At 65.7% G+C, this 13,083-nt stretch carries 15 protein-coding genes and 1 riboswitch; of the genes, 1 reads left to right on the plus strand and 14 read right to left on the minus strand.

Features of this window, described 5'->3' with window-relative positions:
- Positions 1-415 precede the first annotated feature (415 nt).
- The 14 genes from GYA94_RS12545 to cobO all read right to left on the minus strand — a co-directional run bounded on the left by GYA94_RS12545 (position 416) and on the right by cobO (position 11,705).
- Positions 416-964, minus strand: a complete 549-nt coding sequence (locus GYA94_RS12545; RefSeq protein WP_161892406.1) for a glutathione peroxidase — start codon at positions 962-964, stop codon at positions 416-418.
- A 45-nt stretch (positions 965-1,009) separates the two neighbouring features.
- On the minus strand, positions 1,010-1,132 hold the full coding sequence (locus tag GYA94_RS28190) for a hypothetical protein (protein WP_009686206.1): 123 nt from the start codon (positions 1,130-1,132) through the stop codon (positions 1,010-1,012).
- Positions 1,129-2,331 (minus strand): MFS transporter, encoded by a 1,203-nt coding sequence (locus tag GYA94_RS12550; protein WP_029887568.1) that lies wholly within the window; start codon positions 2,329-2,331, stop codon positions 1,129-1,131. The genes GYA94_RS28190 and GYA94_RS12550 overlap by 4 nt, the downstream gene beginning before the upstream one ends.
- A 62-nt stretch (positions 2,332-2,393) precedes the next feature.
- A complete protein-coding gene (locus GYA94_RS12555; RefSeq protein WP_009686204.1) occupies positions 2,394-2,798 on the minus strand; it encodes a MarR family winged helix-turn-helix transcriptional regulator in 405 nt (134 codons plus the stop codon).
- A gap of 82 nt (positions 2,799-2,880) precedes the next feature.
- Positions 2,881-3,603 (minus strand): adenosylcobinamide-GDP ribazoletransferase, encoded by a 723-nt coding sequence (locus tag GYA94_RS12560; RefSeq protein ID WP_161892415.1) that lies wholly within the window; start codon positions 3,601-3,603, stop codon positions 2,881-2,883.
- A 7-nt stretch (positions 3,604-3,610) separates the two neighbouring features.
- Entirely contained in the window at positions 3,611-4,177 is a 567-nt protein-coding gene (locus GYA94_RS12565; RefSeq protein WP_110680032.1) for a histidine phosphatase family protein, read from the minus strand.
- Positions 4,174-5,229, minus strand: coding sequence for a nicotinate-nucleotide--dimethylbenzimidazole phosphoribosyltransferase (gene cobT / locus GYA94_RS12570; protein WP_161892407.1), 1,056 nt, complete (start codon positions 5,227-5,229; stop codon positions 4,174-4,176). Before cobT ends, GYA94_RS12565 begins: the two co-directional genes overlap by 4 nt.
- Positions 5,230-5,290: 61 nt before the next feature.
- Positions 5,291-5,812: a bifunctional adenosylcobinamide kinase/adenosylcobinamide-phosphate guanylyltransferase gene (gene cobU, locus GYA94_RS12575; protein WP_161892408.1), complete on the minus strand. Its 522-nt coding sequence runs from the start codon at positions 5,810-5,812 to the stop codon at positions 5,291-5,293.
- Position 5,813: 1 nt separating this feature from the next.
- The gene (locus GYA94_RS12580; RefSeq protein ID WP_161892409.1) at positions 5,814-7,268 is read right to left on the minus strand and encodes a cobyric acid synthase; all 1,455 of its coding nucleotides are present in this window, start codon (positions 7,266-7,268) and stop codon (positions 5,814-5,816) included.
- Positions 7,265-8,257, minus strand: coding sequence for a threonine-phosphate decarboxylase CobD (cobD, locus tag GYA94_RS12585; RefSeq protein ID WP_161892410.1), 993 nt, complete (start codon positions 8,255-8,257; stop codon positions 7,265-7,267). Before cobD ends, GYA94_RS12580 begins: the two co-directional genes overlap by 4 nt.
- The gene (cbiB, locus tag GYA94_RS12590) at positions 8,250-9,158 is read right to left on the minus strand and encodes an adenosylcobinamide-phosphate synthase CbiB (protein ID WP_029887560.1); all 909 of its coding nucleotides are present in this window, start codon (positions 9,156-9,158) and stop codon (positions 8,250-8,252) included. The genes cobD and cbiB overlap by 8 nt, the downstream gene beginning before the upstream one ends.
- Positions 9,155-9,805, minus strand: coding sequence for a 5,6-dimethylbenzimidazole synthase (gene bluB / locus GYA94_RS12595; RefSeq protein ID WP_161892411.1), 651 nt, complete (start codon positions 9,803-9,805; stop codon positions 9,155-9,157). Before bluB ends, cbiB begins: the two co-directional genes overlap by 4 nt.
- Positions 9,802-11,097 carry a cobyrinic acid a,c-diamide synthase CobB gene (locus GYA94_RS12600; protein WP_161892412.1) on the minus strand — a complete coding sequence of 432 codons (1,296 nt, stop codon included), beginning with the start codon at positions 11,095-11,097 and terminating at the stop codon, positions 9,802-9,804. The genes bluB and GYA94_RS12600 overlap by 4 nt, the downstream gene beginning before the upstream one ends.
- Positions 11,094-11,705: a cob(I)yrinic acid a,c-diamide adenosyltransferase gene (cobO, locus tag GYA94_RS12605; protein ID WP_054889940.1), complete on the minus strand. Its 612-nt coding sequence runs from the start codon at positions 11,703-11,705 to the stop codon at positions 11,094-11,096. The genes GYA94_RS12600 and cobO overlap by 4 nt, the downstream gene beginning before the upstream one ends.
- 121 nt (positions 11,706-11,826) lie before the next feature.
- Positions 11,827-12,044: riboswitch (cobalamin riboswitch) on the minus strand.
- Positions 12,045-12,199: 155 nt separating this feature from the next.
- On the opposite strand from cobO, the gene GYA94_RS12610 reads away from it, so the two are divergent.
- A complete protein-coding gene (locus GYA94_RS12610) occupies positions 12,200-12,778 on the plus strand; it encodes a hypothetical protein (protein ID WP_161892413.1) in 579 nt (192 codons plus the stop codon).
- Positions 12,779-13,083: the final 305 nt, after the last annotated feature.

Raw genomic sequence — 13,083 nt, forward strand, 5'->3', positions numbered from 1 at the left:
CCGCTGGCACAGGCGGCGCTGGCCCACCTCTTCAACCCCCGCACAGCTGTTGATCTGGCTTTTGATCTGGCTGTTGATCTTGATCTTGATCTTGATCTTCGCGACTTCAGGAGGCCGAGCGGAGGGCATGCGGAGGGAGGTGACGGGCATGGATGCCCGTCAAGCGCTGAGGCCCCAGGGATGGGGCCTGCAGCGCGTACTCCCGGGAGCATGCCCGTAGCGAGGGAACCCCGGAGCGCAGCGCAGGGGCCGGATGACGGGAGCGCAGCGTTTTTTGGTTACTTTTTGTCGCGTCTGACAAAAAGTGACTCGCCGTAAGGGCGAAAAGGTGACTATGCGTCGCTATCGCAGCTGAAGTTTTCGCGCCACCAAAACCAGCGCTAAAAAGCTTTCAAGCCAAGCAATACCCACCCCATCACTGCGACGCAATAGCCTTCTCGATAGCCGCCCGGAACGCCGGATCATCCGGCTTGGTCAGGCTGGAAAAATTACCAATCACCTTGCCCTTGCGATCAACCACATATTTGTAGAAATTCCACTTCGGCGCACTGCTCTGGTTGGCCAATTCAACGAACAACGGAATCGCATCCTTGCCCCGAACCGGCTGAGCCTTGGTCATGGTGAACGTCACACCGTAGTTGGCATAGCACATCTTGGCCGTCTTCTCGCTATCTGCGTCTTCCTGCTTGAAGTCATTGGACGGCACACCCAACATCTCCAGGCCTTGTTCGTGATACGCCTTGTACGTTGCTTCAAGCCCCTCGAACTGCGGCGCAAAACCACAGTAACTGGCGGTGTTCACCACCACCAGAGGCTTACCGGCAAACCGCTCGCACAGCTCGATCTGCCCCTTGCCCCGCAATTCCGGCAAGCTGCCCTGCAACAACGCAGGACAATCGGCCGCCCAGCTCGACGCACTGGCCAGCAAGCCCAGCACCGTCACCGTCAACCCCTGTATACGCATGTCTGTTGCTCCCGCAATCCAAGCCTTGAGCTTGCAGGGTAGCGCCTAACAGACGCTCATGCCCAACTGCATCAATGCCAAGCCCCCGCGGTGCCAACCCCACCACACCAGCGCCAGCAGCAATAACCCGGCAACCGCCAGCAGCCCGCGACCCCAATGGCGGCTCATGCTGCCTGCGCCTGCAAGCGGGCGACCGGGCGTTCGCGTACCGGCCAGTTCAGGGCGGCAGCCAATACGCTGAGCAGGATGGAGATCTGCCACACCAGGTCATAGCTGCCCGTGCGGTCGTACACCACCCCACCCAGCCAGCCCCCCAGGAACGCACCCAGCTGGTGGAACAGGAACACGATACCGCCCAGCATGGAAAGGTTGCGCACCCCGAACACCGTCGCCACGGTGCCATTGGTCAGCGGCACGGTAGACAACCACAGCAGCCCCATGGCGATACCGAACAGGTAGGCACTGAACTGAGTCACCGGCGCCCACAGGAACAGCACGATCACCACCGCCCGCAGCAGGTAAAGCCCGGTCAGCAAGCGCGGTTTGGACATGCGCCCACCCAGCCAGCCAGCCGTGAAGGTGCCGACAATATTGAACAGCCCAACCAGCGCCAGCACCGTGGTACCGGTACTCGCGGGCAGATGCTGGTCAACCAGGTAGGCCGGCAGGTGCACGCCGATGAACACCACCTGGAAACCACAGACGAAGAAGCCCAACGCCAGGAGCCAGAACCCAGGATGCGAACACGCCTCACGCAACGCCTGGCCCAGCGTCTGCTCGGCACCATGGCTGGGCAATGGGCGGTCGCGCAGCAGGCCCACAAAAGGCACGATGAATGCCACTAGCAGCCCCAATACCAACAGGGCCGCCGACCAACCCAGCCACTGGATGAGGCCCAGGGTGCCCGGCAACATGGCGAACTGGCCGAACGAACCTGCTGCGCTGGCGATGCCCATGGCCATGCTGCGCTTGTCGGCCGGCACAGCCCGCCCGACCACACCGAGGATCACCGAAAACGAAGTGCCGGAGAGGCCGATACCAATCAGCAAGCCCGCACTCAGCGACAACGACCAGGCCGAGTCGGCCGTGCCCATCAGGACCAACCCCACGGCATAAAGAATACCGCCGATGATCACCACCCGGGCCGCGCCCAGGCGGTCGGCCAAAGCGCCGGCAAAGGGTTGCGCCAGCCCCCAGATCAGGTTCTGCAAGGCAATGGCGAAGGCAAACACCTCACGACCCCAGCCAAAATCGGCGCTCATGGGCGCCAGGAACAGGCCGAAACCGTGCCGTACACCCAATGACAACGCCAGAATCAACGCTGCCCCCACCAATACCCATCCGCTGGTTCGCCACACCGAAGTCATTATCGTTATCTCCAGCACATCGCAAGGTTTACGGGTATATACCCGCTTATGGTCGTATCATTTCAGGCCAGCTGGTTCAGCAGGCGCACCAGTTGATCACGCTGCCCGCCCCCCAGGCGTTCCACCAAATCGGCTTGCGCCTGCTCCCAGGCAGGGTGGGCAGCTTGCAGCAACTGCTTGCCGGCTGCGGTCAGCAACACCTCACGGTTACGCTGGTCATCGCCCTCGGCCAGGGCTACCAAGCCCTCTGCCTGCAACACACGCAGGTTACGGCCCAACGTACTGCGCTCCAGCCCCATGGCCTCGGCCAGGGTTGTGATGCTGGGACGCTCAAGGCGCTGCAGGTGCCGTAACAGCGAAAACTGGGCGACATTCACCCCGAAGCCGGCAAGGGCTTCGTCGTAATGCCGGGTCACCCCACGGGCAGCACGGCGCAAATGGATACAAAGGCATTCACTGGTCAGCATGGATACGTGTATATACCCGCGTGTTGCATGTTGCAAGAAATTTCATGGTGCCGGGCGAAGCCCCGCTGGAGTGGCACCATACTCAAAGCCCCAGCGCCATGCCAAGCACCACCGCCAGCTCAAGCAGCTCCAGCAGCGCCCCGGCCGTATCGCCCGTTGTGCCACCCAGGCGTCGGCACATGAGCTGCCGCAGCCAGGCAAATACCGCCAGCGCCAGCACCACGCTCCACCCGCCCAGCCACAGGCAAAACAGCGCACAACCCAGCAGTACCCAGCCCGCGGCGCGCCGTGGCAGATGCTCCGCCAATGCCTGCCCCAGGCCACCTGGGCGCACGTAAGGGGTGCACAGAAACAAACCCAGCATCGCCGCCCGCCCCAGCAGCGGCGCCAGCAGCAGGTGGGCAGTGACGCCCTGCTCGACCAGCACCCAAAGGGCACAGAACTTCAGCAACAGCACCAGTACCAGGGTTACCACGGCCATTGGCCCGCTGCGTGGGTCTTTCATGATCCGCAACGTGCGCTCGCGGTCGCCAAAGCCGCCCAGCCAGGCGTCCGCACTGTCGGCCAGCCCATCCAGGTGCAAGGCCCCGCTGAGCAGCACCCACAGTGCCAACAGCAACGCCGCGTGCAGCGGCGCCGGCGTGCCTTGCAGCAGGTGGCTTGCCAGCCACAACAGCAACCCGAACAGCAGCCCGACCAGCGGGTAATAGAGCAGCGAACGGCCCACCTCACGGGCGGCGGGCATGCCCGGCAGGCTCACCGGCAAGCTGCTGAGAAACTGCAAGGCGATCCAGAACGGCAACAGCAGCATCTCAACCTTCCTCGACCAATAGCCCGCCCTCACTCACCAACAAGCGGACCAAGGCACCATGCCCGACCTCGACCTGCAACAGTTGGTGCCTGGGCAAGCCGCGAGCACGCGCCAGCAGCAGGCGCATCACCCCACCATGGGTGACCAGCAGCACACGCTTGCCGGCGTGCTGCTGGTACAACCCCTCGACCGCAGCCAGCACCCGTGACGCAAAGGCGTGCACCGGCTCGCCGTTAGGCGGCGTGAAGGCGTAGGGGTCTGCCCAGAACTGCCCCAGCGCATCGGCCTGGTCTTGCATGATCTGTGCGGCGCTGCGGCCTTCCCAGTCACCAAAGTGCAGTTCTTGCAGGGCAGGCACCCGGCACACCGGCAAATTCAGGTGCGCACCCAGCTCATCGGCAAACCGCGCACAGCGCTGCAGCGGCGAGCTGACCAACACCTGCCACGGGCCGGCACCGGCCACGGCACTGCGCATCTGGGCCCAGCCTTGGTCGGTCAGCGCGTCATCCAGGCTGCCACGCAGCCCGCCCTGCTCGGTTTCGCCGTGGCGCAGCAGGTCGAGGATCATGCCGGGCGGTCCGCCACAGCGGCTTCGGCAAAGGTCGCCATTTGCCCATGCAGCGCACACGCCAGGCGTAACAGCGGTACCGCCAATGCGGCGCCACTGCCCTCCCCCAGGCGCAGGCCCAGGGCCAGCAACGGCTCGGCCTGCAGCGCCGCGAGCAGGGCCTTGTGCCCAGGCTCGGCACCTTCGTGAGCGAACAGCAGCCAGGCCCGGCACTGCGGGTTCAGGCGCACCGCCACCAGCGCGGCGACGCTGCAGATGAAGCCATCGACCAGTACTGCGATACCCGACTGCGCGCAGCCGATATAGGCGCCGACCAGGGCTGCGATCTCGAACCCGCCAACGCACCCCAATGCCTGCAACGGCGCGTCAGCCCGCAGGCCATGCAGGCGCAACGCCTGTTCGATGACCTGCGCCTTGTGCCGCACACCCGCGTTGTCCAGGCCGGTGCCAGGCCCGCTCAGCTGTGCCGCCGGGCAGCCCAGCAAGGCGCTGGCCACGGCAGCCGCGGCAGTCGTGTTGCCGATGCCCATCTCACCACCGATGAACAACTGCGCACGCTGTTCGGCCGCGCGCAAGGCGCTCTCGCGGCCAGCCTGCAGGGCTGCCAGCAGCTGGTCTTCGGTCATCGCCGGCTGGCGGGCAAAGTTCGCGGTACCGGCCCCCAGGCGCAAATGGCGCACGCCGGGCAGTTCCAGCTGTAGGTCGATGGTGCCGAGATCGACCACTTCCAGGCTGGCGTGCAGTTGCCGCGCCAGCACACTGATTGCCGCGCCACCGCCGACGAAATTGCACAGCATCTGCCCGGTTACCGCCTGCGGGTAGGCCGAGATGCCTTCCTCGACCACACCGTGGTCACCAGCAAAAATGGTGATGGCCAGCTGGTCCAGCACGGGGCGTTCCTGCCCCTGCAAACCGGCCAGCTGAATGGCCAGGCCTTCCAGCTGGCCAAGCGAGCCGGCAGGTTTGGTCAGTTGCTGCTGACGCGCGCGGGCCTGGTCCATGGCGGCGTTGTCGAGGGGTTGGCAGGGGGTTTGCCACCAGGGTTGGATCATCGGGGGAAGCCTGTTCAGGGTTGGACAATGGGTAGTGGGGGTTGCACGGTGCATGGCTGGGTCATGGCGCGGCGCCCTTGAGCACCAATGGCAACCCGGCAACCGTCAACACCACGCGTTGACAGCGCTCGGCCACCGCCTGATGCATCCAGCCGGCCAGGTCGACATAACGCCGGGTCAGCTCGCCCATGGGCACCACCCCCAGACCGGTTTCGTTACTGACCAGGATGACCGTGCCAGGCAGTTGCTCCAGGCAATCGAGCAGCGCATCACGCTCTTGGGCCAGGCGTTGGTCATCCTCCAGCATCAGCAGGTTGGTCAGCCACAGCGTCAGGCAATCCACCAGCAGGCAACGCCCCGCGGCCGCTTCTGCGCGCAATACCGCCGCCAACGCCAGGGGCTCTTCGATCAAACCCCAGGCGGCAGGGCGTCGTTGCCGGTGCAGCGCTACCCGCTCGTTCATTTCACCGTCCAGCGGCTGGCTGGTGGCAATGTAGGTCACGGGCAGGCCGCTGGCAGTGGCCCATTGCTCGGCCAGGCGGCTTTTGCCCGAACGGGCACCGCCGAGGATCAGGCTGCGCATGTCAGGCCACCCCGCACAGTTGGCGCAACAAGGTGGTGTTCAGGTGCGCGTCCACCAGGTCGGCCAGGCGCTCGATGTCACGTTCACGCAGGGCTTCGTAATCGATGACCTGCACATCGTCCAGGCCCGCCCAGCGCAGCAGGGCGGCACATGAATGGCTGCCTTCGAACAGACCATGCAGGTACGTGGCCAGCACCTGCCCGTCGTCGCTGATGGCGCCGTCGCTGCGGCCATCGGCCAACTGCACGGCAGGCTGCGCCAGGGCCGGGCCGCGGGTGACACCCGCATGGATCTCATAACCGCTCACCGCTGCAGCCTCGAGGTTCAGCGTGCCGGTGACATTACGCAACTGCTTATGGGCTTCGAGCACGGTGGCGTAGTCGAACAGGCCCAAACCGCGGCTTGAACCGGCAACCCCTTCGAGCCCCAGCGGGTCATGCACTTCATGGCCGAGCATCTGCAGGCCGCCACAAATTCCGATCAGTTTGCCGCCATAGCGCAGGTGGCGTTCGATCGCCTTGTCCCAACCGCGCTCGCGCAGTTGTGCCAGATCGCCGCGGACGCTTTTCGAGCCAGGCAGGATGATCAGGTCGGCAGCCGGAATCGGCTGGCCAGGGCCGATAAATTGCAGGTCTACCTGCGGATGCAGGCGCAAAGGGTCGAAGTCGGTGTGGTTGCTGATACGCGGCAGCACCGGCACGATCACCTTGAGCACGCGGTCCTGCTTGCGGCCCTGGCGCATGTCGATGCCATCTTCGGCTTCAAGGTGCAGGTCGGTGACGTAGGGCAACACGCCCAGCACCGGCTTGCCGGTGCGTGCCTCCAGCCAGTCCAGCCCTGGTTGCAGCAGCGCGATGTCGCCACGGAAGCGGTTGATCACAAAGCCCTGCACTCGCGCCTGCTCACTGGGCGACAGCAGTTCCAGCGTGCCCACCAGGTGGGCGAACACGCCACCACGGTTGATGTCCGCGACCAGGATCACCGGGCAGTCGACCGCTTCGGCAAAGCCCATGTTGGCGATGTCGCCCGCGCGCAGGTTGATTTCTGCCGGCGACCCCGCGCCCTCGACCATGACCACCGGCCAGGCAGCGCTCAGGCGCTGGTGCGAGGCCAGCACTGCCTGCATGGCGACAGCTTTGTAGTCGTGGTAGGCCACCGCGTTCATGCTGGTGACGGCACGCCCATGGATGATCACCTGGGCGCCGGTATCACTGTTGGGCTTGAGCAATACCGGGTTCATGTCGGTGTGCGGCGCCAGCCGGCACGCTTGGGCCTGCACCGCCTGGGCGCGGCCAATTTCACCGCCATCGGCGGTTACGGCACTGTTCAGCGCCATGTTCTGCGGTTTGAACGGCACCACACCCACACCCTGGCGCAACAGCCAGCGGCACAATGCAGTTACCAGCGTGCTTTTGCCGGCGTCGGAGGTGGTGCCTTGCACCATGAGGGTGGTCATGCCGTTTCCTTTTGGTAGGCCGCCAGGGCCTGGGCCAGGCGTTGCTCATCTGCCAGGCTGGCGGGCAGCCCCAGGCGTACTGCGGCAGGCTGCTCGAACAGCCGCACCAGAATGCCGCGACGGGCGAGAAAGTCGTGCAGGTGGGCTGCGCCTGGGCTGCGTACATACTGGAACAGGTCACAGCCGCCGGTGGGCGTCAGGCCTGCGCTCTGCAGCATTGCCGCCAGTCGCTGGCTGGCGGCGGCACAGCGTTCGGTTTGGGCACGCTGCGCGGCCTGGTCAGCCAGGCTGACTTGGGCCAACACCCGGGTCGGGCCGTTGACGGTCCACGGGCCAAGCAACTCGGCCAGGCGCGACAGCAGGCTGTGCTCGGCCGCCACGAAACCGAGGCGCACGCCGGCCAGGCCGAAGAACTTACCGAACGAGCGCAATACGATCAGACCAGGGCGTGCGCTGCAATCCACCACGCTGTCTGCGGGGGTATTGTCCATGAAGGCTTCATCCACCAGCAGCCAGGCACCGCGCGCAGCCAGCCGGGCGTGCCAGGCCAGCAACTGCTCACGGGGCACGCGGCGCCCTGTGGGGTTGTTGGGGTTGACCAGCACCAGCACGTCGAGGCCGTCGAGTGCGGCCTCGACCTGTGTTTCGTCCAGCTCGAGCAACTGGTGCCCCGCCCTTTGCCAGGCATGGGGGTGCTCGGCATAGCATGGGCCCAGCACCCCGACCCGTCCGCTGGCACGCAGCAGCGGTAAGGCCTGGATCGCGGCCTGCGAGCCAGCGACTGGCAATACCTGGCTGGCGCCGTAATAGCGGCGCGCGGCCGCTTCCAGGCCGTCCTCGGTTTCCGGCAAGCGGGCCCAGGCTTCAACGGGAATGGGCGGAATGGGAAACGCCCACGGCGCAATGCCGCTGGACAGGTCCAGCCAGTGCTCACGGGCAATCCCGTATTGGTGCACTGCACGCAGCAGGCGACCGCCGTGTTCAAGCATCCAGGTAGGCCCCCAGGCAAATCACCAGCAACCACAGCCATACGCCGCGCTGCACCAGGTTCCAGCCACGCTCGATGGCGTCGGCATCGGCCGCCGGCCCCTCGCCCAGGCGTGGCCGCTCGTGCAGCTCGCCGTGGTACACCGCCGGGCCGCCGAGTTCGACACCTAGCGCACCTGCACCGGCCGCCATGACCGGGCCGGCGTTGGGGCTGTCCCACAAGGGGCCCTGCTTGCGCCAGCAGGCCAGGGCCACACGGGTTTTGCCGAGCAGCGCATAAGTCAGCGCCACCAGCCTGGCGGGAATATAGTTGAGCACGTCGTCGATGCGCGCTGCGCACCAGCCAAAGCGCTCGAAACGCGCATTGCGGTAACCCCACATGGCATCGAGGGTATTGCTCAGGCGGTACAACACCACACCCGGCGCCCCGGCCACCACGAACCAGAACAGTGCAGCGAATACAGCGTCGCTGCCATTTTCCAGCACCGACTCGGTGGCTGCCCGCGCTACCGCAGGCGCGTCCAGCTCGCGGGTTTCACGGCTGACCAGAAAACCTACCCGGCGCCGCGCTTCGTCCAGGTCGCCCTGGCGCAACGCCTGAGCCACTGGCAGCACATGTTCGCCCAAGCTGCGCAGCCCCACAGCGCAGTACAACGCCAGCACATCGACCAGCCAGCCAATGCAGGGCAGCCAGGACAGCACCAGCGCCACCAGGGTCAGCGGCACCACCGCCAGAAACCAGGCGCTGACACCGTGGCTGCGCCAACCGCGGCCACCGGCATTCAGGCGCCGCTCCAGGTGATTGGCCATGTTGCCGAAAGCCACCAGTGGGTGGCGGCGCTGCGGCTCGCCCAGCAACGCGTCCAAGGCCACGCCAGCCACGGTCAGCATAGCCACGCTCATTGGCACTCTCCCCATTGGTTTTCGAACAGCATTTCACTCAAGGGCCGCTGCTGAGCCCAGTTTTCCTGGACCAGCATGGGTGCCGGGTAGAACGCCGTAACCGGCCCCAGGCACAGCACTGCCACCGGTTTGGCCCCCGCCGGCATACCCAGCAGGTCCGCAAGGGCCTGCGGGTCGAACAGCGACACCCAGCCCATGCCCAGGCCTTCGCCACGTGCTGCCAGCCACAGGTTCTGAATGGCACAGGCCAGCGACGCCAGGTCCATTTCAGGGAGGGTGCGGCGACCGAAGATGTGCGGCTCGCGGTTGTCCATCAAGGCCGCCACCAGCACCTCGGCACAGTCGTTGATGCCTTCCACCTTCAGTTTCATGAACGCGTCGGAGCGTTCGCCCAGGGCCTGGGCAGTGCGCACCCGCTCCGCCTCGACCAAGGCCTGGATCTGCCCGCGCAGTTCACGTCGGGTGATACGAATGAAACGCCAGGGCTGCATGAGCCCGACGCTCGGCGCCTGGTGGGCAGCGGCCAGCAGGCGAGCCAGCACAGCCGGCGCCACGTCCCCACCCGCGAAATGGCGCATATCGCGGCGCTCGCCGATGGCCCGGTAGATGGCAGCGCGCTCGGCGGCGCTGAAGGCGTGTTCGCTCATGGCCGTAACAGTGCCGCCGCCGCAGGCGGGTTGGACGGGAAATAGAAATGCACATAGGAGGCGGTTAGCCGCCCGATCCGGTACACCGCTTCATTGCCGCGGCCGCCGTTGGGGCTCAGGCCGCGGGCAATCGGGTCCAGCCCGGTCGTGGTCAGCGAATGGTGGTAGGTGTGCCCGCGCAAGGTGCCTTCCGGCAACTCCACTGCCTGCAAGGCCAGGGCCGCCAAGCGCTTCTGCATGGTCGCCTCACCCGGCAGCAGGCCGAGCAGTTCGGCGCGCTCGCCGGCCACGTCGGTCAACGCCTCGAGCAGGTACAGCATGCCGCCACATTCGGCCAGCAGCGGCTTGCCCTGAGCATGGTGGGCGCGGATCGCTGCGCACATCGGCGCGTTCGCCGCCAGGCCGTGATGGTGCAATTCGGGGTAGCCACCTGGCAGGTACAGGCTGTCTACCGCAGGCAGTTCGCGGTCGTGCAGCGGCGAGAAGAAGGCCAGTTGGGCCCCCAGGCTGCGCAGCAGGTCGAGGTTGGCACCGTAGGTGAAGGCAAAAGCCTCGTCGCGTGCCACGCCGATACGCACACCGGCCAGCGAGGCTGCGCAGGCGTGTACTGCCGGCTCGGCAAAGCATACCGGTGGCGGCAGCGCCGCATCGCAACTGGCCGCCAACGCTTCGGCGGCGGCGTCCAGGCGGGCATCGAGATCGTTCAGTTCACTGGCCTGGACCAGGCCCAGGTGCCGGCTGGGCAATTCGATGCCACGCTCGCGGGACAACCCGCCATACCAGCGCAAGCCTTCAGTCAGGCTGCCTTCCAGCAGCTGTGCGTGGCGCAGGCTGCCGACCCGGTTGGCCAGCACCCCGGCAAACGGCAGGTCGGCCTGGTAGCGCGCCAGGCCCAGGGCCAGCGCGCCGAAGGTCTGGGCCATGGCCGTGCCGTCGATCACGGCCAGCACCGGCACACCGAAATGGCGTGCCAGGTCGGCACTGGAGGGGGTGCCATCGAACAACCCCATCACCCCTTCGATCAGGATCAGGTCGGCCTCCCCTGCCGCTTCCCACAACAGCCGGCGGCTTTCCTCCGCGCCGATCATCCACAGGTCCAGCTGGTACACCGGCGCGCCACTGGCCCGCTCCAGAATCATGGGGTCAAGAAAGTCCGGCCCGCACTTGAACACTCGCACCTTGCGCCCGCGGTTACGGTGCAGGCGGGCCAGTGCGGCGGTGACGGTGGTCTTGCCCTGGCCGGAGGCGGGAGCCGCGATCAGCACGGCTGGGCAGTGGCGCGCCTGGCTCACAGCTCTACGCCTTTCTGTGCGCGGATGCCGGCCTGGAAGGCATGCTTGAGCATGCCCATCTCGGTCACGGTGTCGGCCAGCTCGACCATTTCAGGCTTGGCCCCGCGGCCAGTGACGATCACATGCTGCATCGGCGGCCGGGCCTGGATGTCGGACAGGACCTGGTCAAGGTCGAGGTAGCCGTGCTTGAGGGCGATGTTCAGCTCGTCCAGCACCACGAACTGCACGCTGGGGTCCTGCAGCAGCTGACGGGACACCGCCCAGGCGGCTTCGGCCGCGGCGATGTCGCGCTGGCGGTCCTGGGTTTCCCAGGTGAAGCCTTCGCCCATCACGTGGTAGCGCACCTGCTCGGGGAAGCGGCGGAAGAACAGCTCTTCACCGGTGCTGTTGCGGCCTTTGATGAACTGCACCACACCACACTGCATGCCATGGCCCAGGGCCCGCGCAAGCATGCCGAAGGCCGAGCTGCTCTTGCCTTTGCCATTGCCAGTCAGCACCAGCAGCAGGCCGCATTCGTTGGGGGAGTTGGCGATACGTTCGTCGATGACTGCCTTCTTGCGCTGCATGCGCGCCAAGTGGCGTTCGTCGCGTTCGGTGGGTTCGCTCATCAGGGTTCTCCGCTGGCTGTCACCACGGCAACGCGCGGCAATAAAGAGTAGGCAGGCAGACGGAGAACGCGCAGGGGCCATGGCAAGGGGCCACGGTGCACCGCGCATCACCCTCCGTGATGCCGTTGGCAGATATCAGGCCGGTCTCCGGGCTTGTGAGGGGGCCTTGGCCCTGGCCTGCGCGCCTTCCCGGGTAAACACCCAGTGGCCCTGCGCGGCCGCGACTCACCTACCGTTGCGGGGGCAGCGCCGGACTCGCGCCATGCTGGCGCCCACCGGCTTCCCAGTTTCACCCTGCCCAGTCGGGGCTGGCAGGGCACCTGAAACACGCGCGAAGGTTAGAGGGTTGTACCGGGAGCGTCAATCGGAGTGGGCAGGGAGTGCGTACTTGCAAAGCGGCGACGCTGGCCAATTCTCCAGGCTGTGCCACACTGATAGCACATAGCCATCATGCTCGACTGTACGCCACCACAATGACAAAAGGAGAGTGCAGCATGCGAGGCCATCTCATCAACAACCCGAACCTGGAGTTCCTCGGCCCGGTGCTGGAACGCTGGGTCGACTGCATTGACCGCTGCAACCAGTTTTACGGCGATGGCGAGGCACCTTACTGGCACGGCGCGGCTGCCAATGCCGGGGTGCTGGCAGCCGCGGCGTGGGAGGCTGAGCTGGCGGCGTTACAGCAGTTTGTCGGCAAGAAGCAGCGCGATGAAGGTGACCATGAGGGGCGCTGCGATCTATCGATCAGCAGTGCTGACCAAGTGCTGTACCTGAGCGTGGGTCAGCGGTGGCCAAGGCTGGCGAAGCTGGACATGGCAGCTGCATTGCAGGAAACCGCCGTGCGCGCCCGGCAGGTGGCCTACCCCAGCCAGTTGAAGGCGGGGGCCTTGTTCATCAGCCCATGGAAGGCTGGCCAGCACGCCAGCCCTGAAGAGTTGCAGGACATGGTCGACGACTTGCAGAAACACAGCGCGTGCGCGGTGGCCTGGTACTTCCCGTATGCTTACCGCAAGTTGCATAACGAGCTGGGGCAGTACTTTCCGGGGGTGGCGTTGTTGCTGAAGCAGGCTTGAAACAACGTGGGCGTTGAAACCGCATAGGTATTCGTTCGCGTAGGCGGCGCCGAGTCACTTTTCCGCCCTTACGGCGGGTTACTTTGGTCTTGGCCAAAGTAACCAAAGCCGCCCGCTCCCGTCATCCGGCCCCTACGCTTCGCTCCGGGGTCCCCTCGCTACGGGTATGCTCCTGAAGTCGCAATCTGCAGCGCCTGAACTACCGCGCGCTAAGAAGCAAAAGCAAAAAGCAGAAGCAACAACTGCGCTTTCGTGGGTTTCGCACCACGCAACCAAACCCCGCCCAGCTTTTGATCTGGCTGTTG

This window comes from Pseudomonas juntendi (assembly GCF_009932375.1).
Classification (GTDB): Bacteria; Pseudomonadota; Gammaproteobacteria; order Pseudomonadales; family Pseudomonadaceae; genus Aquipseudomonas; species Aquipseudomonas juntendi.

Excerpts from the sequence above, each read along its gene's own strand:
- GYA94_RS12545 (WP_161892406.1), bottom strand. The coding sequence starts at position 964 with ATGCGTATACAGGGGTTGACGGTGACGGTGCTGGGCTTGCTGGCCAGT.
- GYA94_RS28190 (WP_009686206.1), bottom strand. The coding sequence starts at position 1,132 with ATGAGCCGCCATTGGGGTCGCGGGCTGCTGGCGGTTGCCGGGTTATTG.
- GYA94_RS12550 (WP_029887568.1), bottom strand. The coding sequence starts at position 2,331 with ATGACTTCGGTGTGGCGAACCAGCGGATGGGTATTGGTGGGGGCAGCG.
- GYA94_RS12555 (WP_009686204.1), bottom strand. The coding sequence starts at position 2,798 with ATGCTGACCAGTGAATGCCTTTGTATCCATTTGCGCCGTGCTGCCCGT.
- GYA94_RS12565 (WP_110680032.1), bottom strand. The coding sequence starts at position 4,177 with ATGATCCTCGACCTGCTGCGCCACGGCGAAACCGAGCAGGGCGGGCTG.
- cobT (WP_161892407.1), bottom strand. The coding sequence starts at position 5,229 with ATGATCCAACCCTGGTGGCAAACCCCCTGCCAACCCCTCGACAACGCC.
- cobU (WP_161892408.1), bottom strand. The coding sequence starts at position 5,812 with ATGCGCAGCCTGATCCTCGGCGGTGCCCGTTCGGGCAAAAGCCGCCTG.
- GYA94_RS12580 (WP_161892409.1), bottom strand. The coding sequence starts at position 7,268 with ATGACCACCCTCATGGTGCAAGGCACCACCTCCGACGCCGGCAAAAGC.
- cobD (WP_161892410.1), bottom strand. The coding sequence starts at position 8,257 with ATGCTTGAACACGGCGGTCGCCTGCTGCGTGCAGTGCACCAATACGGG.
- cbiB (WP_029887560.1), bottom strand. The coding sequence starts at position 9,158 with ATGAGCGTGGCTATGCTGACCGTGGCTGGCGTGGCCTTGGACGCGTTG.
- bluB (WP_161892411.1), bottom strand. The coding sequence starts at position 9,805 with ATGAGCGAACACGCCTTCAGCGCCGCCGAGCGCGCTGCCATCTACCGG.
- cobO (WP_054889940.1), bottom strand. The coding sequence starts at position 11,705 with ATGAGCGAACCCACCGAACGCGACGAACGCCACTTGGCGCGCATGCAG.
- GYA94_RS12610 (WP_161892413.1), top strand. The coding sequence starts at position 12,200 with ATGCGAGGCCATCTCATCAACAACCCGAACCTGGAGTTCCTCGGCCCG.